Origin of the sequence: Thauera sp. K11 (assembly GCF_002354895.1) — a bacterium.
Lineage (GTDB): Bacteria > Pseudomonadota > Gammaproteobacteria > Burkholderiales > Rhodocyclaceae > Thauera > Thauera sinica.
Window position 1 is genome coordinate 3706006 of the sequence record NZ_CP023439.1, and the last position, 16743, is coordinate 3722748.

The 16743-nt window shown below is 70.4% G+C and carries 17 protein-coding genes; 5 read left to right on the forward strand and 12 right to left on the reverse strand.

Annotated elements, in window-relative coordinates; translation table 11 throughout:
- The first annotated feature begins 41 nt into the window (after nt 1-41).
- Nucleotides 42-2465 (forward strand): penicillin-binding protein 1A, encoded by a 2424-nt coding sequence (locus CCZ27_RS16130; RefSeq protein ID WP_096449846.1) that lies wholly within the window; start codon nt 42-44, stop codon nt 2463-2465.
- Between the two features lie 217 nt (nt 2466-2682).
- Here the strand turns inward: CCZ27_RS16130 and cyaY are convergent, their stop codons facing one another.
- The gene (cyaY, locus tag CCZ27_RS16135) at nt 2683-3009 is read right to left on the reverse strand and encodes an iron donor protein CyaY (protein ID WP_096449848.1); all 327 of its coding nucleotides are present in this window, start codon (nt 3007-3009) and stop codon (nt 2683-2685) included.
- 45 nt (nt 3010-3054) lie between these two features.
- Here cyaY and lptM point away from each other — a divergent pair, with 45 nt between their 5' ends.
- Both lptM and lysA read left to right on the forward strand, forming a co-directional pair.
- Nucleotides 3055-3249, forward strand: a complete 195-nt coding sequence (lptM, locus tag CCZ27_RS16140; protein WP_096449850.1) for an LPS translocon maturation chaperone LptM — start codon at nt 3055-3057, stop codon at nt 3247-3249.
- A complete protein-coding gene (gene lysA, locus CCZ27_RS16145) occupies nt 3246-4508 on the forward strand; it encodes a diaminopimelate decarboxylase (RefSeq protein WP_096449852.1) in 1263 nt (420 codons plus the stop codon). The genes lptM and lysA overlap by 4 nt, the downstream gene beginning before the upstream one ends.
- Nucleotides 4509-4544: 36 nt before the next feature.
- Here the strand turns inward: lysA and CCZ27_RS16150 are convergent, their stop codons facing one another.
- Entirely contained in the window at nt 4545-4892 is a 348-nt protein-coding gene (locus CCZ27_RS16150; RefSeq protein WP_096449854.1) for a hypothetical protein, read from the reverse strand.
- Nucleotides 4893-5106: 214 nt separating this feature from the next.
- Between CCZ27_RS16150 and dacB the strand changes: the two genes are divergently transcribed.
- Nucleotides 5107-6510, forward strand: a complete 1404-nt coding sequence (gene dacB, locus CCZ27_RS16155) for a D-alanyl-D-alanine carboxypeptidase/D-alanyl-D-alanine endopeptidase (protein WP_096452680.1) — start codon at nt 5107-5109, stop codon at nt 6508-6510.
- A gap of 64 nt (nt 6511-6574) precedes the next feature.
- Here the strand turns inward: dacB and CCZ27_RS16160 are convergent, their stop codons facing one another.
- From CCZ27_RS16160 to CCZ27_RS16200, 9 genes are all read right to left on the reverse strand, one after another.
- On the reverse strand, nt 6575-6994 hold the full coding sequence (locus CCZ27_RS16160; RefSeq protein WP_096452682.1) for a DUF4870 family protein: 420 nt from the start codon (nt 6992-6994) through the stop codon (nt 6575-6577).
- Nucleotides 6995-7149: 155 nt separating this feature from the next.
- Complete coding sequence (ubiD, locus tag CCZ27_RS16165) at nt 7150-8640, reverse strand: 4-hydroxy-3-polyprenylbenzoate decarboxylase (protein ID WP_096449856.1); 1491 nt, start codon at nt 8638-8640, stop codon at nt 7150-7152.
- A 76-nt stretch (nt 8641-8716) separates the two neighbouring features.
- Nucleotides 8717-9553: an orotidine-5'-phosphate decarboxylase gene (gene pyrF, locus CCZ27_RS16170; protein WP_096449859.1), complete on the reverse strand. Its 837-nt coding sequence runs from the start codon at nt 9551-9553 to the stop codon at nt 8717-8719.
- A gap of 133 nt (nt 9554-9686) precedes the next feature.
- Nucleotides 9687-9932 carry a PA2433 domain-containing protein gene (locus tag CCZ27_RS16175; protein ID WP_198363155.1) on the reverse strand — a complete coding sequence of 82 codons (246 nt, stop codon included), beginning with the start codon at nt 9930-9932 and terminating at the stop codon, nt 9687-9689.
- Nucleotides 9933-10005: 73 nt separating this feature from the next.
- The gene (gene ubiA, locus CCZ27_RS16180) at nt 10006-10887 is read right to left on the reverse strand and encodes a 4-hydroxybenzoate octaprenyltransferase (RefSeq protein WP_096449861.1); all 882 of its coding nucleotides are present in this window, start codon (nt 10885-10887) and stop codon (nt 10006-10008) included.
- Nucleotides 10884-11450 (reverse strand): chorismate--pyruvate lyase family protein, encoded by a 567-nt coding sequence (locus CCZ27_RS16185; RefSeq protein WP_096449863.1) that lies wholly within the window; start codon nt 11448-11450, stop codon nt 10884-10886. The genes ubiA and CCZ27_RS16185 overlap by 4 nt, the downstream gene beginning before the upstream one ends.
- Nucleotides 11451-11809: 359 nt before the next feature.
- Nucleotides 11810-13924, reverse strand: a complete 2115-nt coding sequence (gene recG, locus CCZ27_RS16190) for an ATP-dependent DNA helicase RecG (protein WP_096449865.1) — start codon at nt 13922-13924, stop codon at nt 11810-11812.
- A gap of 70 nt (nt 13925-13994) precedes the next feature.
- The gene (gene ridA / locus CCZ27_RS16195) at nt 13995-14375 is read right to left on the reverse strand and encodes a deaminase RidA (RefSeq protein WP_096449867.1); all 381 of its coding nucleotides are present in this window, start codon (nt 14373-14375) and stop codon (nt 13995-13997) included.
- Between the two features lie 91 nt (nt 14376-14466).
- Nucleotides 14467-14991, reverse strand: a complete 525-nt coding sequence (locus CCZ27_RS16200) for a DUF2802 domain-containing protein (protein ID WP_232516447.1) — start codon at nt 14989-14991, stop codon at nt 14467-14469.
- 136 nt (nt 14992-15127) lie between these two features.
- On the opposite strand from CCZ27_RS16200, the gene CCZ27_RS16205 reads away from it, so the two are divergent.
- Nucleotides 15128-15901 carry a YdcF family protein gene (locus tag CCZ27_RS16205; RefSeq protein ID WP_096449869.1) on the forward strand — a complete coding sequence of 258 codons (774 nt, stop codon included), beginning with the start codon at nt 15128-15130 and terminating at the stop codon, nt 15899-15901.
- A gap of 19 nt (nt 15902-15920) precedes the next feature.
- Here CCZ27_RS16205 and CCZ27_RS16210 read toward each other — a convergent pair whose 3' ends face one another.
- Nucleotides 15921-16721 (reverse strand): enoyl-CoA hydratase/isomerase family protein, encoded by an 801-nt coding sequence (locus tag CCZ27_RS16210; RefSeq protein ID WP_096449871.1) that lies wholly within the window; start codon nt 16719-16721, stop codon nt 15921-15923.
- Between the last annotated feature and the right edge of the window lie 22 nt (nt 16722-16743).

The window sequence follows — 16743 nt, forward strand, 5'->3', positions numbered from 1 at the left end:
ATCCTTTATACTAGCGACCCGATTTTTCTTGCGGACTGCCAATGCGTTGGGTCCTTTATCCGGTCGTGGCGGCAATCTCGCTCGCGGTCCTCGGCATCGCCACCCTGGCGGCCATCTCGCTCTTCGCCTGGCCCAACCTGCCCTCGCTCGAAACGCTGACCGATTATCGCCCGCGCGTGCCATTGCAGGTGTTCACCGCCGATGGCCACCTGCTGGGCGAGTTCGGCGAGGAACGCCGCAGCGTGGTACGCATCGCCGACGTGCCGCCCGTCCTCAGGCAGGCCATCCTCGCTGCCGAGGACGAGCGCTTCTACGAACACCCTGGCATCGATCCGATGGGGATCATGCGCGCCGCCCTGGCCAACATTTCCTCGGGCGGCCGCGGCCAGGGCGCTTCGACGATCACGATGCAGGTGGCGCGGAACTTCTTCCTGACTCGCGAGAAGACCTTCAACCGGAAACTCTACGAGATCCTGCTCGCACTCAAGATCGAGCGCAGTCTGTCCAAGGACGAGATCTTCGAGCTGTACCTCAACCAGATCTATCTCGGCCAGCGCTCCTACGGCTTCGCGGTTGCCGCGAAGACCTACTTCGGCAAGCCGCTGGCCGAGATCACGCTGGCCGAGGCGGCGATGCTGGCCGGCCTGCCCAAGGCCCCGTCGGCATTCAACCCCATCGTCAACCCGGCGCGCGCGACGTTGCGCCAGCGCTACGTGCTGCGCCGCATGGTCGAGGCGGGCTTCATCGACGAAGTCGCCTACCGCGACGCCATCGACCAGCCGCTGACGACGAGCCGGCGCACAGCCGCCAACGGCGGCGACCCGGTGCTGCACGGCGACTACGTCGCGGAGATGGCGCGCCAGATCGCCGTCGAGCAGTTCGGCGACCGCGCCTACGAACTGGGCATCCGCGTCGTCACCACGATCACCCGCAAGGATCAGGAAGCGGCCTACGCGGCACTGCGCAACGGCATCATGGATTACGACCGCCGCCACGGCTACCGCGGCCCGGAGGGCTTCGTCGATCTGCCCGCCGGCAAGCTCGACGACGAGCAGCTCGACGACCTGATCGGCGACGTCAGCGATTACGACGACCTGCTCGCCGCGCTGGTGCTGGAATCGTCGCCCAAGCAGGTCACGCTGTACCGCCATGGCGAGCGCGTCACCGTCGCCGCCGCCGGCCTGCGCTTTGCCGCGCCGATGCTGGCCGAGAAGGCGCCGCAGACCCGCCGCATCCGCCCCGGTGCGATCGTCCGCATCCGCGCGGCGAACGGCGGCAAGGGCTGGGAAATCACGCAACTGCCCGAGGCCCAGGGCGCGCTGGTGTCGATCGACGCCCGCAGCGGCGCGGTGCACGCGCTGATCGGCGGCTTCGACTACAACCGCAACAAGTTCAACCATGTCACCCAGGCGCAGCGCCAGCCGGGTTCCAGCTTCAAGCCCTTCATCTATTCCGCTGCATTCGAGCGCGGCTTTGGTCCGGGCAGCGTGATGAGCGACGAACCGATCTCCTTCCCGGCCGGCACCACCGGCGGCCAGGCGTGGGAACCGAAGAACTACGACGGCAGGTACGGCGGCCCGATGACCTTGCGCAGCGCGCTCGCCCGCTCCAAGAACATGGTGTCGATCCGGCTGCTGCAGCAGATCTCGCCCGAATACGCCCAGGACTACATCACCCGCTTCGGTTTCGATGCCGCCAGGCACCCGCCCTACCTGACCATGGCGCTGGGCGCCGGCTCGGTCACGCCATGGGAGATGGCCTCGGGCTACGCGGTGTTCGCCAACGGCGGCTACCGTGTCGAACCCTACGTCATCAAGGAGATCTACGACGGCAACGGGCGGCTGATCGCGCGCACCGATCCGCCGGTTGCCGGCGAAAGCGCGCCCCGCGTGATCGACGAGCGCAATGCCTGGCTGCTCGACTCGATGATGCAGGACGTCGTCCGCTCCGGCACCGCGACGCGCGCCCGCGCCCTCAACCGCAGCGACCTGGCCGGCAAGACGGGCACCACGAACGACTACCTCGATGCCTGGTTCTGCGGCTATGGCGGCGACGTCGTGGCGGTGGCGTGGATGGGCTACAGCCAGCCGCGCAACCTCGGCAGGGGCGAGACGGGGGGCGCCGCGGCGCTGCCGATCTGGATCGACTACATGCGCACCGCGCTGAACGACGCGCCCCCGCGGGAGCATCCGCTGCCCGGCGGCCTGCTGGCCGTGACCGCCGGCGACGGCAGCCGGCAGGACTACATCTACGCCGAGAACAAGCCGCCCGCACCGCCCGCCGTGCCGGACTGGCTGAGGGAACTCTTCTCCGACGAGACGACGCCGGCGACCGAGGCGCCCGAAGAGGCGATCCCGCCGGCGCCGGCCGCGTACCCGGCAGCGGCGGCGGTGCGGCACCAGGTGCCCGCGATGCAGGCACCAGCACCGGTCGTCGACCGGGTGCCCGTGCCCATCAGCCGCTGAGCGGCACCCTCCCCGCGGGAGGAAGCGCTTCCTTCGGGCGGCCGGGCGGAAGCGCCTGTCGCACTGCCCTCCCGCCGCTTCGCGGCACCCTCCCCGCGGGAGGGAGCGCTTCCTTCGGGCGGCCGGGCGGAAGCGCCTGTCGCACTGCCCTCCCGCCGCTTCGCGGCACCCTCCCCGCGGGAGGGAGCGCTTCCTTCGGGCGGCCGGGCGGAAGCGCTCAGGGACCGCGCCGTACCGTGACGGGCGTGCCGCTCTGCTCGCCGACCAGCGCCGACAGCGTGGCGTAGAGGTCGGCGCCGTCGCGGGTATCGACCCAACGGCCGTCCTCGGGGCGGAAGTGGAATCCGCCCGAGCGCGCCGCCACCCAGATCTCGCGCGCCGCCGTGTGGCGGTTGATGATCATCTTGCTGCCGTTGTCGAACTCGATTTCGAGCACGCCGCCGGGCTTGGGCTCGATGTCGAAGTCCGCGCCGCACTCTTCCAGCGCGGTCTCGATGCACGCGAGTTCCGCCTCGGCGAGCGCGTTGAATGCAGACTCTTCCATGCTGACTCCTTCTGTTAGCATTCCGCTTTTTCCTGAAGAACGGCGATGCAAGCAAAGTCTCTGGTGATCGTGCTCGGCTGCATGCTGCTTTCCGCCTGCGGCATCAAGGGGCCGCTGTACATGCCGCCGCCGCCGGCCGAAGGGAAGGCCGCCAGGACGGACTCCCGGGCGGGCGCCGATGATAACAAACCCTTCGTCACCCCGGACGACGGCCTGCCGCCCGCCCTGAGACCCCGATGAGCCACCCCTACCCCACGCCCACGCTGCACGCCGTCGACGGTGCGCTGATGCTCGAAGACGTCGCGCTGCAGGACATCGCGGCCCGCTACGGCACCCCCACCTACGTGTATTCGCGCGCAGCCCTGACCTCGGCCTTCGATGCCTACCGGCGAGCCCTGAACGGCCGCCGCGCCCTCGTCTGCTATGCGGTGAAAGCCAACTCCAACCTGGGCGTGCTGTCGGTGTTCGCGCGGCTCGGGGCCGGCTTCGACATCGTGTCGGGTGGAGAACTCGCACGCGTGATCGCCGCCGGCGGCGAGGCCGCCAAGGTGGTCTTCTCCGGTGTCGGCAAGACCCGCGCCGAAATGCGCCAGGCGCTCGCGGCGGGCATCCGCTGCTTCAACGTCGAATCGGCGGCGGAACTCGAGCGCCTGAACGACGTGGCGGGCGAACTGGGGCGCAGGGCGCCGATCGCGCTGCGCGTGAATCCCGACGTCGACCCCAAGACCCACCCCTACATCTCCACCGGCCTCAAGAGCAACAAGTTCGGCGTGGCCTTCGACGACGCGCTCGCCATCTATCGCCGCGCGGCGCAGTTGCCCAACCTGCGCATCAGCGGTGTCGCCTGCCACATCGGTTCGCAGCTCCTGGACCCCGCGCCGATGGCCGAGGCCGCGCAAAAGGTGCTCGGCCTGGTCGACCGGCTCGCCGCCGAAGGCATCGCGCTCGAGCACATCGACCTCGGCGGCGGACTGGGCATCCGCTACAGTGACGAGACTCCGCCCGCCGTGGCCGAATACCTGGCACCGCTGCTGGCGGTCTTCGACGGGCGCCGGGAAGAGCTGTGCTTTGAACCCGGGCGCTCGCTGGTGGGCAATGCCGGCCTGCTGCTGACCCGCATCGAGTACCTGAAGCCGGGCGAAGAGAAGAACTTCGCCATCGTGGATGCGGCGATGAACGATCTGGCGCGGCCGGCGCTGTACGACGCCTACCACGAGGTCGTCGCCGTGCAGGCGCGCGAGGTTCCGGAGCGGCGCTACGAGATCGTCGGCCCGATCTGCGAGAGCGGAGACTTCCTTGCGCACGACCGCAGCCTCGCCGTCGCCGAGGGCGACCTGCTGGCCATCCTGTCGGCCGGCGCCTATGGCATGACGATGAGTTCGAACTACAACACGCGGGGCCGCGCGGCCGAGGTCATCGTCGATGGCGCCGGCACCCACCTGGTGCGCGAGCGCGAGCCGATCGAGAGCCTCTATGCATCGGAGAAGCCGCTCGCCTGAGCGGCGGCGGGCCGGGCTCCGCGCCCGGCCCCGGCTTCACGCCTTGGCGGTGCCCGTGCCGGCCCGCAGCGATTCTTCGTAAAGCGCGCGTCCGAACGCCTTCCAGACCGGCCCGCCGCTGGTATGCACGCCGATCTGCGCGCTCTGCCGCATCGTGTTCAGCATCAGTTCGGCCAGCGCGAAGAGTTCCCCCTTGCCGCGGCGCGCGTAGTCCGGAGCGCGCAGCAGCCCCAGCCGGCACTCCGCGGTGCACTCCAGCGCCTCGCGCGCGAGCGCGCGCATCGTCGCCGCATCTCTCCAGTCCAGCCTGAGGAGGATGCAACGCTTGATGATTTCCCGTTCGACTTCTTTCGCCGTGCGATCGTAATGCCCGAATCCGCTCATGATTGCCGCTTCCCCGGGGCGCGCGCCGCGCGCACCGGTGCTGTTCCTCCCTGATCACCAACGTATAGTATTGCGCACCCGTCGATACTTGCGGCACCGCAACATTCCCACCACGGTGTTCGAACCCTTCTCCGTCACGTCCACGCTCCGGTTTGCGATGACCGTCCCGATGCTCCACCGTTTCGGCCGCCGGCTGCGCGGCCTCGCCGGCGCCATGCTGGCCTGCACCGCCCTGCTCGCCACCGCCGACACCCTGCCGCCCACCGTGCGCCTGGCACTCGAACAGGCCAGGGTTCCGGCCGAAGCGGTCTCGATCTGGGTCCAGCCCGTCGACGGGGGCCGGCCGGCACTGGCCTTCAATGCGGCACAGCCGATGAATCCGGCCTCGGTGATGAAGCTCGTCACCGCGTTCGCCACCCTCGATCGCCTCGGTCCCGCACACGTCTGGACGACGCGGATCGCGAGCACGGGCAAGGTGCACGACGGCATCCTGGACGGCGATCTTTACATCGTGGGCGGGGCGGACCCGATGCTCGGCTACGACCGGCTGTGGAAGATGCTGCGGCGCGTGCAGGCGCTCGGCATCCACACGGTGCGCGGAGACATCGTGCTCGACGGCTCGGCACTGTCGCTGCCGCCCCACGACCCCGGCGCATTCGACGGCCGCGGCCTGCGGCCCTACAACAGCGGACCGTACGGCCTGCTGCTGAACTGGAACACGTTGCAGCTCGCCCTCACCCCGGCCGCGCGCACCGGCGAGGCGGTGGCGGTCGCCGCCGAGCAGCCGCTCTCCGGCATGGCGATCGACAACCGGCTGGTCACCTCGGACGCGCCATGCACGGTCTGGTACCGCGACCTCGATGCCCGCCTCGACCCCGGCCCGCGCCTGGTGCTGGCCGGCAGCCTGCCGGCCAGTTGCGGCCCGCGCAACTGGAGCGCGGCGCCGCTGGCCCCCGCCGATTACGGTACGGCGCTCGTCGCCGGCCTGTGGCGCGAGATGGGCGGCGCACTGCGCGGCAGGGTCAGGCCGGGAACCGCGCCTGCCGATGCCGAAGTGCGCCTGACCGAGGACTCGCCGCCGCTCGCCGACGTCGTGCGCGACATGAACAAGTGGTCGAGCAACGTGATCGCCCGCCAGTTGCTGGCCACCCTGGGGGCGACCGCCGCCGCCGCGCCCGCGGCGGACATGGTGGCCGGCGGCGCCCGCGTCGCCGCGGACGTGCTCGCCGCCGCCGGCATCGATACGAGCGGACTGGTGATAGAGAACGGCTCCGGCCTGTCACGCATCGAGCGCATCGCCGCGGCGAGCCTGGGACAGTTGCTGGCCACCGCCTGGCAGCGGCCGTGGATGCCCGAATACATCTCGGCGCTGCCGGTGGCCGGCGTCGACGGCACCGCCCGCAAGCGGCTGGCCCGCAGCCCGGCCAGCGGACAAGCCCACGTCAAGACGGGCACGCTCAACGGCGTGCGCGCGATCGCCGGCTACCTGCTCGACGACACGGGGCACCGCCACGTCGTGGTCATGATGATCAACCACCCGGAGGCCGCGAACACCGCCGCGGCGCAGGATGCGCTGCTCGAATGGGTGTGGGCCGGCGGGCCGGGCCGCGCGCCCTAGGACAGGCTCCGCCCCCGTTGCCGGCCGGCAGGCGGACGGCGCCGCAGCCGGCCCTTCCCGCGGGTCAGTTCATCGGCAGCGTGCGGCGATTGATCAGCGCCAGCCAGCCGCGCACCACCCGGTACAGCACCCACAGGCCGGCGAGACCGAGCAGCAGCAGGGCAAACGGAATCCCGATGATGGTGAGCATCATCAGCACCGCCACGGCGATCCACAGCACCGCGAACCAGAAGGTCCGGATCTGCCAGCGGAAATGGCACTCCAGCCAGGTGCCGCGCACCGCGTCCTGATTCCAGTAGTTCAGCACGATCGCGGCGATCGACGGCAGGCTGGCGACGAAGCTGCCGATGATGGAGGCTGAGCCGACCACGCCCGAGAAGACCGCGAAGGCATGCAGCGCGTAGATCAGGTGGGTGAGCGTGACCATGTTCTCGGAAGGCTGGCCGGCCTGCACGGGCGCGGGGACGGGGACTGGATCGTTCATCGGTTGTTCCTCCGGAATGCTGGAATCGGGCGCCGTGGCGCCGGTCGAGGCGGTTGACCCGTGCGGGTCCGTTTCGTTCTTGCGCCGCAACGTCGTCGGCCCGCCCGGCCGCGTGCCGGGCAGATGCTCCGAAGCCGCGGCAGGTTCGCGGGCGGTCAGAGCCCGAGTTCGCTCCACATCGCATCGACGCGCCGCTTCACCGCGTCGTCCATGACGATGGGTCGGCCCCATTCGCGGCCGGTTTCGCCCGGCCACTTGTTGGTGGCGTCCAGCCCCATCTTGCTGCCCAGGCCGGCCACCGGGCTGGCGAAGTCCAGGTAGTCGATCGGCGTGTTGTCGACCAGGGTCGTGTCGCGGCTGGCGTCCATGCGCGTGGTCAGCGCCCAGACCACCTCCTTCCAGTCGCGGATATCCACGTCGTCGTCGACCACGATGATGAACTTCGTGTACATGAACTGGCGCAGGAAGCTCCAGATGCCGAACATCACCCGCTTGGCATGGCCGGGATACTGCTTGCGGATGCCCACCACCGCAAGCCGGTAGGAGCAGCCTTCCGGCGGCAGGTAGAAATCGGCGATCTCCGGGAACTGCTTCTGCAGCAGCGGCACGAACACTTCGTTCAACGCCACGCCCAGCATCGCCGGCTCGTCGGGCGGCTTGCCGGTGTAGGTGCTGTGGTAGATCGGGTCGCGCCGCATGGTGATGCGCTCGATCGTGAACACCGGGAAGTCGGATACCTCGTTGTAGTAGCCGGTGTGGTCGCCGTAGGGGCCTTCGGGCGCCGTGTCGCCGGGCAGGATCACGCCCTCGAGCACGATCTCGGCCGAGGCCGGCACCTGCAGCTCGTTGCCGAGGCATTTCACCAGTTCGGTCTTGGCGCCGCGCAGCAGACCGGCGAACTGGTATTCCGACAGCGTGTCGGGGACCGGCGTCACCGCGCCGAGGATGGTCGCCGGATCGCAGCCGAGCACCACCGATACCGGAAAAGGCTCGCCGGGGTGCGCGCGCTGGTGCTCGAGGAAATCGAGCGCGCCGCCGCGGTGCGCCAGCCAGCGCATGATCACGCGGTTGCGGCCGATCACCTGCTGGCGGTAGATGCCCAGGTTCTGGCGCTTCTTGTGCGGCCCGCGCGTCACCACCAGGCCCCAGGTGATCAGCGGCGCGGCGTCGCCGGGCCAGCAGTGCTGGATGGGCAGCTTCGCCAGGTCCACCTCGGCGCCCTCCCACACGACCTGCTGGCAGGGCGCGGAGCGGACTTCCTTCGGCGCCATGTTCAGCACCTGCTTGAGCACCGGCAGTTTTTCCCAGGCGTCCTTCAGGCCCCTGGGCGGTTCTGGCTCCTTGAGGTAGGCCAGCAGCCTGCCGACCTCGCGCAGCGGCGTGCTCCAGTCGCCGTCGGCGACGTCCTCGCCCATGCCCATCGCCACCCGCTGCGGCGTGCCGAACAGGTTGGCGAGCACCGGAATCGACTGCGGCACGCCCTTCGTCACCGGCTTCTCGAACAGCAGCGCCGGGCCGCCCGCGCGCAGCACGCGGTCGGCGATCTCGGTCATCTCGAGATGGGTGTCGACCGGCACCGCGATGCGTTTCAGCTCGCCGCGGGCCTCGAGTTGGGTGATGAAGTCGCGCAGGTCGTCGTATTTCATGGATGTCTCGTGATCGGCGCAGGGCGCGAAGCGCCGTCCGGCACCCACGCCCGATGGCGATTGCGGTGGTGGGTGTTCAGCGGCAGGCGTTGATCGCGTCGCGGGTGGCGAGCGCGGCCTGGCGCGCGGCGGCGGCGAAGCCTTCGCTTTCGGCGGACATCGCGCCCGCATAGAGGATGGCGCGCGAGGAGTTGATCATCAGCCCGGTGCCGTCCGCCGTGCGGCCGGCGGCCACGGTGGCGGGAACGTCGCCGCCCTGCGCGCCGATGCCCGGCACCAGCAGCGGCATGTCGCCGGTGAGTGCGCGCACGCGCGCGATCTCGGCCGGAAAGGTCGCCCCCACCACCAGGCCGCAGTTGCCGCCGGCATTCCACTCCTCGGCCACCAGGCGCGCGACGTGCTCGTAGAGTTTCAGGCTGCCGCCGGGGGCGCCGACGTCGAGGAACTGCAGGTCCGAACCGCCCGGGTTCGAGGTGCGGCACAGCAGGATCACGCCCTTGTCCGGGTAGGCCAGGTAGGGCTCGACCGAATCGCGCCCCATGTAGGGGTTCACCGTGACCGCATCGGCCTTGTAGCGTTCGAAGGACTCGACCGCGTACTGCTCGGCGGTGCTGCCGATGTCGCCGCGCTTGGCGTCGAGCACCACCGGCGTGCCGGGATGCCTGGCGTGGATGTGCTCGATCAGCGCTTCGAGCTGGTCTTCGGCGCGGCGCGCGGCGAAGTGGGCGATCTGCGGCTTGAAGCAGCACACGGCGTCCGCCGTGACATCGACGATGGCCTTGCAGAACTCGAAGATGGCGTCCGGACGTCCCTGCAGATGGGCCGGGAACCTGGCCGGATCGGGATCGAGGCCGACGCACAGCAGGCTGTTGCGCTGCTGCCAGGCGGCCTTCAGGGCGGTCATGAAGTGCATGATGGTTCCTGGATGATGGCGGGCGCAATGATAAGCCCGATGAAGCGCGCCGCGCACCGCGAAGGCTCGGGCCGCGGCCCGGGAACCGTCCGGCGCAGGCCATGCGGCCGGCGCCGGTTGCAGCACGGATAGGTCAGATATTCAGGATCTTCATCGCCTTGGCCAGGGTATCGATCGACTCCTGGTGCTTTCCGGCGTCGTGCAGCGCCTCGCCTTCGGCCCGCAGCTTCTTGACCTCGGCCATCTGCTCGCTGCTCAGCGACGGATTCTTCGACAGCGCCTCGTCGATCTTCTTCATGTCGGCCGGGCAATGGAAGGCCAGCGCGGCCGCCGACAGCAGCATCGCCGCCACCCCTGCCAGCATGTGCATCCCGTTCATCATCATCTCCTCGGCTTGCGGGCCAATTCCCGCGAGGGGTTGACCGGCACCACGCCCGAGGGTTGCGGCAGGATCAGAAGCGGCGCAGCAGGTCGTCGAGGAACACGCCGGCGAAAATCGCCGCCCCCACCCAGTTGTTGTGGCGGAACGCCTTGAAGCAGTTGGCGCGGTCGCGCTCGCGGATCAGCGTGTAGTGATAGCCGGCGATGCCGGCCGCGCCGAGCAGGCCGGCGAAATAGAGCGGGCCGCGGGCGGCGGCGACGCCGACCGCCGCCAGCAGCGCGAACGCCGCGGCATAGCACAGCATCACCGCCGCGACGTCGAAGCGCCCGAAGGTGATCGCCGAGGTCTTGATGCCGATCTTGAGGTCGTCGGGGCGATCGACCATCGCATACTCGGTGTCGTAGGCCACTGCCCAGCAGATGTTCGCCAGCAGCATCACCCAGGCGATGGCCGGCACCTCGCCGAGGATCGCGGCAAAACCCATCGGGATGCCGAAGCCGAAGGCGATGCCCAGGTACGCCTGCGGGATGGCGAAGAAGCGCTTGGTGAACGGATAGCTCGCCGCCAGGAACAGCGCCGGCACCGACAGCCAGATCACCAGCGGCTGGAGCGGCAGGATCAGGATGAAGGCCGCGGCCGACAGCCCCGCCGCCAGCAGCAGGGCCTCGCGCGGGCTCACCGCGCGGGTGGCGAGCGGACGGCTCCGGGTACGCTCGACGTGGCCATCGAAGTCGCGGTCGGCGTAGTCGTTGATCACGCAGCCGGCCGAGCGCATCAGCAGCGTACCCAGCGCGAAGATCAGCAGCACGTGGAGCGGCGGCACGCCGTCCGCCGCGATCCACAGCGCCCACAGCGTGGGCCACAGCAGCAGCAGCGTGCCGATCGGCTTGTCGAGCCGCATCAGGCGGACGTAGTGGGGCAGTTTGGCACTCAGTGTCATCGTGTTCATCATCGGGGCAGATCGAATATCGCAGGCAGAAAGAATTCGCTCACCAGCAGGGCGCGGCCGTGCAGGCGGAACAGCGAGCGGCGCGCCCACGACTGCCGCGGCAGCGGGGCGCCGTCGTGCACGGCGAGCGCGGAACGCGCCCGATGATAACGCGCATCGCGCGCATCGAAACGCATGCAGCTCAGCGGCGAACGGCTGATCGCCGGATCGGCGAACAGCGCCTCGCCCAGCGGCCGCGACCCCATGCCGTGGAACAGGTTCCAGGCGCCGCGCACGTTGCGCCGCGGCAGCAGCGAACGCCCGAACACCACCGGCCGGCCGTCGGCCAGCAGCAGCACCTCGCGCACCCAGACCCGCTCGCCCGCACGCAGGCCGAGCAAGGCTGCCTCGTCGAGCCGCGCGCTGCCCGGCCCCTGGAACAACAGGCGCACGGCGAAATGCGTGCAGCGCGCACGGATGCGCGAGGTCAGCGAGGCAGGATCGGTCAGCCAGGGGATCAGGGCGGACGGGACGCCGGCGCGCGGCGGTGCCGGGCGCCAGGTTTCGCGGTGGAGTCGGGTACGCATGAGGGGCAAGGCGGTTCGGAGCGGCATTCTAGCAAGCCGATCGGGCAGCCGGCCCGACGACGGCCACGACGGAACGAGACGACTCACACCCCACCCCAGGCACGCAACCGCGCAGGGATTCGGCGCCGGGGATTCGCGGAACGGGCGAGGACTGTCCGACAAGACGACTCACACCCCGCCCCAGGCACGCAACCGCGCAGCGATCCGGTGCCGGGGATTCGTGGAGCGGGCGAGGACTGTCCGAGCACCGAGCGCAGCGAGGGCGAGTTCCGCAGCCCGACGGAACGAATCCCCGGCGCCGGATCGCGGGAAGCACGCAATGGCGCCCGCAACCCCTCCGAACAGCCGGCCAGAAACACTCAAGCGCGCAGCAACGCCTCCCGCCCGCCCAGCCAGCGCGCCATCAGCCGCTCGGCCGCCTGCGGCATGTCGCGCAGCATCTGCTCGGCCAGTGTGCGCGCCGGCTCGATCAGGTCGACGTCGCCCTCCAGGCTGGCGTAGCGCAGCAGCGGCAGGCCGCTCTGGCGCGCGCCGACGAACTCGCCGGGGCCGCGGATGCGCAGGTCGGCACGGGCGATCTCGAAACCGTCGGTGTGCTCGTAGATCACCTTCAGGCGCTCACGGCCCGTCTGCGACAGCGGCTGGGCGTAGATGAGGATGCACACCGACTCCGCACTGCCGCGCCCGACGCGGCCGCGCAACTGATGCAGTTGCGCCAGGCCGAAGCGCTCGGCGTGCTCGATCACCATCAGGCTGGCGTTGGGCACGTCCACGCCGACCTCGATGACGGTGGTGGCCACCAGCACGTCAAGCTCATGGGCGGCGAAGGCCGCCATCGTCGCCGACTTCCCGTCGGCCTTCAGCTTGCCGTGCAGCAGGCCGATGCGCAGCTCCGGCAGCGCGGCGGACAAGGTCTCGAAGGTTTCGAGCGCGGTCTGCAGTTGCAGCGTCTCGGACTCCTCGATCAGCGGGCACACCCAGTAAGCCTGGCGCCCCTCGCTGCAGGCGGCGCGCAGCCGGCCGATGACCTCGTCGCGGCGCGCATCGGACACCAGCCGCGTGCGGATCGGCGTGCGGCCCGGCGGCAGTTCGTCGAGCACCGACACATCGAGGTCGGCGTAGTGCGTCATCGCCAGCGTGCGCGGGATGGGCGTGGCCGACATCATCAGCATGTGGGGCCGCAGGCCGGCGCCTTCGCCGGCGATGCCCTTCTCGCGCAGGGCCAGGCGCTGGCGCACGCCGAAGCGGTGCTGCTCGTCCACGACGGCCAGCGCCAGCCGGGGCAGGTTCACCGGGTCTTCGATCAGGGCATGCGTGCCGACCGCCAGCAACGCCTCGCCGCTGCGCAGGCGCTCGAGTTCGGCCTCGCGCTCGCGCTTCTTCCTGCTGCCCGACAGCCAGACCACGTGCAGGCCGAGCGGCTCCAGCCAGGCGGCGAGCTTCTTCCAGTGCTGTTCGGCAAGGATTTCCGTCGGCGCCATCAGCGCCGCCTGGTAACCGTTCTCGGCCGCCTGCAGCATCGCCAGCGCGGCGACGATGGTCTTGCCGCTGCCGACGTCGCCCTGCAGCAGGCGCTGCATCGGATGCGCCGCCGCGAGATCGGCGGCGATCTCGGCAACGGCGCGCGCCTGCGCCCCGGTCAGCCGGAAGGGCAGTTGCGCCAGCAGCGCGTCCGTCAGCTCGCGGCGCGCCGGCAAGGCGGCCGCGCCGCGCGCGCGGCGGGCGTTGTAGGCGCGGCGCAGCGACATCTGCTGCACCAGCAGTTCCTCGAACTTGATGCGCCGCCAGGCCGAATGATGCCGCTGCTCCAGCGCCGCCGGATCGGCATCCGGAGCCGGATGGTGCAACGCGCGGACTGCGTCGGCGAAAGACGGCAGGAGCAGCGCATCGCATACCGCCGGCGGCAGCGGATCGTCCAGCGGCGACACCGCCAGCGCGCGGTCGATCAGCCTGCGCAGCGTCGCCTGCCCCAGGCCCGCCGTCGTCGGATACACCGGCGTCAGCGCCTCGGGCAACCCTTCGCCGGCCGCCACCGGCCGCAGCCGCGGATGCACCATCTCGTCGCCGAAGAAGCCGCCGCGCACCTCGCCGAACAGCCGCACACGGCGGCCGGGCGCCAGCATCTTCTGCTGCGACGGGTAGAAATTGAGCCAGCGCGCCACCAGCGTGCCCGATGCGTCGCGGACCCGGGCGACGAGCTGGCGGCGCGGATGCGGGGTGACTTCGCAGGACGACACCTCGCCCTCGACCTGTGCCGGAAAGCCGGGGCGCACGGCCTCGATCGGCGTGATGCGGGTCTCGTCCTCGTAGCGCAGCGGCAGATGCAGGACGAGATCTTCCGGCCGGTGGATGTCGAGCTTCGCCAGGCGGCCGGCGAGCTGGGAGCCGACGCCCGCCCAGCCGCGCGCAGCCGGCGCGGGCGCCGCCGGAGATGCATCCTGCGCGGCAGGCTTCGAGGCGGACGCGGACGGCAATCTGGAAAAGGGAAGCGGTCGGCGAACGGGCCGGCCCGCGGGACCGGTCCGTTCGCAGCGGCAGCCCGGGTCAGCCGAGAACCAGGATGGCGTCGGCCTCGACCACCGCGCCGCGCGGCAGCTCCTTCACGCCGACGGCGGCGCGCGCCGGATACGGCTCGGCGAAGTAGCGCGCCATCACCTCGTTCACCTTGGCGAAGTTCCCCAGGTCGGTCAGGAAGATCGTCAGCTTGACGGCGTCGGCGAGCGAGCCGCCGGCCGCCTCGGCAAGCGCCTTCAGGTTCTCGAACACGCGCACGGTCTGCGCCTCGAAACCCTCGGCCATCTGCATGGAGACAGGGTCGAGGCCGATCTGCCCGGAGATGTAGACCGTGTTGCCCGCCTTCACCGCCTGCGAATAGGTGCCGATGGCGGCCGGAGCGTTCGGCGTGGAAACGATGCTGCGGCTCATGAACTCATCCTCGCGTGTTTGAAATCACAGGATTCTAACCCCTGCCGGACTACGGACACGCTTCCGCCCGCCGCGGTGCGTACGGCCGCGCTCAGCGCTGCGCCATGGCACGGACCAGTTCGGCCTCGGCCAGCGTGATGCCGCAGCGCTCCGCAATGGCGGCGGCCTCGACGCCGCGGCGCGCATACGCGAGGGCCGCGTCGTATTCGGGCGAGACGCCGGCCGGCGCCGGCGCCAGCCGCTCGCGCAGATCCTCGACGTCGGCGCGCAGGCCGGCGATGGTCCGGTCCTGCTCGGCGCACCGCTGCTGCAGCCGCTCCAATTCGCGGTGCAGGTGCTGCCACTCGAACGACCTGCGGAAGGCATCGTCATCCGTGACCGCGGCAGGCTGCGGCCGCAGTTCGGGCGCGTAGTCGAAATCGTCGTCCGCCGCATCGGACTCGTCGTCTTCGGCCTGCGGCGGAGCCGGCTGCCGGGCCCCGCCCGCCGCCGCTGCATCCACCCCGGTCTTGCCGCGCGCGGGCACCAGCCCGCGCGCACGCACGTACCACCACGCGCCGGCCGCCACCGCCAGGGCCAGCAGGACGCCTCCGACGGCCAGCAGATCGACGGCCACCTAGACCTCCGCCAGACCGGTGGAACCAGCTTGCGGCACGGACACGCGGGAAGCAGGGGCAAAAGCGATCATCGACGGCGGGGACGGGCTGAATTGAACCGATAATAGCGACCACCCTTGGCACAGACAAACGCCGATGCCGTTCGATACCTCGCTGCTGCTTTTCTGGCTGAAGAAACTCGTCGCCCTCGTGGTACTGCCGCCGCTGATGCCCCTGCTGCTCGTCGCAGCCGGGCTGTTGCTGCTGCGCCGCCGCCGGCGCCTCGGCCTGGGGCTGGCCTGGCTCGGCGTCGCGCTGCAGCTGCTGCTGGTCTTTCCTCCCGCCGTCGGCTTACTGCTGGCCCCGCTGGAGGCGCAGCCGGTGCTGCAGCCAGCGGCCGCCCGCGGCGCCCAGGCCATCGTGATCCTGGGGGCGGGCAAGCGCGACCATGCACCGGAGTTCGGCGGCGAAACCGTGAACCGGCTCGCGCTGGAACGGCTGCGCTACGGCGCGCGCCTGGCGCGCGAAAGCGGCCTGCCGGTGCTGGTGAGCGGCGGCGCGCCGACCGGCGAGCAGCCTGAAGCCGTGCTGATGCGGCAAAGCCTGATCGAGGATTTCGGCGTCACGCCGCGCTGGGTCGAGGCCGGATCGCGCGACACCCGCGACAATGCCCGCCTGTCGGCGCTGCAGTTGAAGGAGGCCGGCGTGCACCGTGTGCTACTGGTCACCCATGCGGCGCACATGCCGCGTGCGCGCGCCGAGTTCGCGGCACAGGGCCTCGACGTGGTGCCGGCGCCCACCGCCTGGCTGGGCAGCCACGAATCGCAGGACCACAGGCTGGCGCTGCTGCCCAGCCAGAACACGGCCTACGCCGGCTGGTACGCCCTGCACGAATGGCTGGGCCTGATCGCCTACCGGCTGTCGCGCTGAAGGGCGGCGCCCGCGGCACTCACGCCTTCCTGAACACCGCCCTGCGCTTTTCCAGGAAGGCCGTCACGCCCTCGGCAAAGTCCGCCGTCGCGCCGCAGCGTGCGAAGGCTTCGGCCTCGCTCTGCAGTTGCGATTCGATCTGGTTGCCGTGCGAATCGGCGAGCAGGCGCTTGATTTCCGCGTAGGCGTGGCGCGGCCCGCTCGCGAGCCGTTCCGCCAGCAGGCCAACCTCGGCGTCCAGCTCGGCTGCGGGCACGCAGCGATTGACGAGGCCCAGCCGCAGGGCCTGCGCCGCGTCGAAGCGCTCGCCCAGCAGCAACAGCTCGGCGGCCTTGCGCCGGCCGACGATGCGGGGCAGGAAATACGAGGCGCCGCCGTCGCCCGGCAGCCCGATCGCCGAGTAGGCGGTGGCGAACGTCGCGTCGTCGGCGCATACGGCAAGATCGCAGCCGACCATCAGCGACAGGCCGAACCCGGCGCAGGCGCCGCGCACCTTGGCGACCACCGGCTGGCCCAGGCTCTGCAGCGTCTCGACGGTGGGGTTGATGTACTGCACGATCATCGCCTTGAACGCGGCCAGGCGCGCCTCGGGCGACAGATGCAGGTGGCGCGCGAAGTCCTTCAGGTCGCCTCCCGCCATGAAGTGATCGCCCGCGCCGGTGACGACCACCACGCCCACATCCTTGCGCCCGGCGAGTTCGCGCGCGGCGGCCGAAAGGTCCTGCATCATCTCGACCGACAGCGCGTTGAGCGCGCCGGGTCGGTTCAGCGTCAGGGTGGCGACGCCGCTGGCGACGTCGAGCAATGCGGTTCCGGCCATTGCAATAGCTCCTGCTCCTGTC

What these genes read in the sequence shown, in the direction of transcription:
- CCZ27_RS16130 (WP_096449846.1), top strand. Translation starts at nt 42, where the DNA reads ATGCGTTGGGTCCTTTATCCGGTCGTGGCGGCAATCTCGCTCGCGGTC.
- cyaY (WP_096449848.1), bottom strand. Translation starts at nt 3,009, where the DNA reads ATGGAAGAGTCTGCATTCAACGCGCTCGCCGAGGCGGAACTCGCGTGC.
- lptM (WP_096449850.1), top strand. Translation starts at nt 3,055, where the DNA reads ATGCAAGCAAAGTCTCTGGTGATCGTGCTCGGCTGCATGCTGCTTTCC.
- lysA (WP_096449852.1), top strand. Translation starts at nt 3,246, where the DNA reads ATGAGCCACCCCTACCCCACGCCCACGCTGCACGCCGTCGACGGTGCG.
- CCZ27_RS16150 (WP_096449854.1), bottom strand. Translation starts at nt 4,892, where the DNA reads ATGAGCGGATTCGGGCATTACGATCGCACGGCGAAAGAAGTCGAACGG.
- dacB (WP_096452680.1), top strand. Translation starts at nt 5,107, where the DNA reads ATGCTGGCCTGCACCGCCCTGCTCGCCACCGCCGACACCCTGCCGCCC.
- CCZ27_RS16160 (WP_096452682.1), bottom strand. Translation starts at nt 6,994, where the DNA reads ATGAACGATCCAGTCCCCGTCCCCGCGCCCGTGCAGGCCGGCCAGCCT.
- ubiD (WP_096449856.1), bottom strand. Translation starts at nt 8,640, where the DNA reads ATGAAATACGACGACCTGCGCGACTTCATCACCCAACTCGAGGCCCGC.
- pyrF (WP_096449859.1), bottom strand. Translation starts at nt 9,553, where the DNA reads ATGCACTTCATGACCGCCCTGAAGGCCGCCTGGCAGCAGCGCAACAGC.
- CCZ27_RS16175 (WP_198363155.1), bottom strand. Translation starts at nt 9,932, where the DNA reads ATGAACGGGATGCACATGCTGGCAGGGGTGGCGGCGATGCTGCTGTCG.
- ubiA (WP_096449861.1), bottom strand. Translation starts at nt 10,887, where the DNA reads ATGATGAACACGATGACACTGAGTGCCAAACTGCCCCACTACGTCCGC.
- CCZ27_RS16185 (WP_096449863.1), bottom strand. Translation starts at nt 11,450, where the DNA reads ATGCGTACCCGACTCCACCGCGAAACCTGGCGCCCGGCACCGCCGCGC.
- ridA (WP_096449867.1), bottom strand. Translation starts at nt 14,375, where the DNA reads ATGAGCCGCAGCATCGTTTCCACGCCGAACGCTCCGGCCGCCATCGGC.
- CCZ27_RS16205 (WP_096449869.1), top strand. Translation starts at nt 15,128, where the DNA reads ATGCCGTTCGATACCTCGCTGCTGCTTTTCTGGCTGAAGAAACTCGTC.
- CCZ27_RS16210 (WP_096449871.1), bottom strand. Translation starts at nt 16,721, where the DNA reads ATGGCCGGAACCGCATTGCTCGACGTCGCCAGCGGCGTCGCCACCCTG.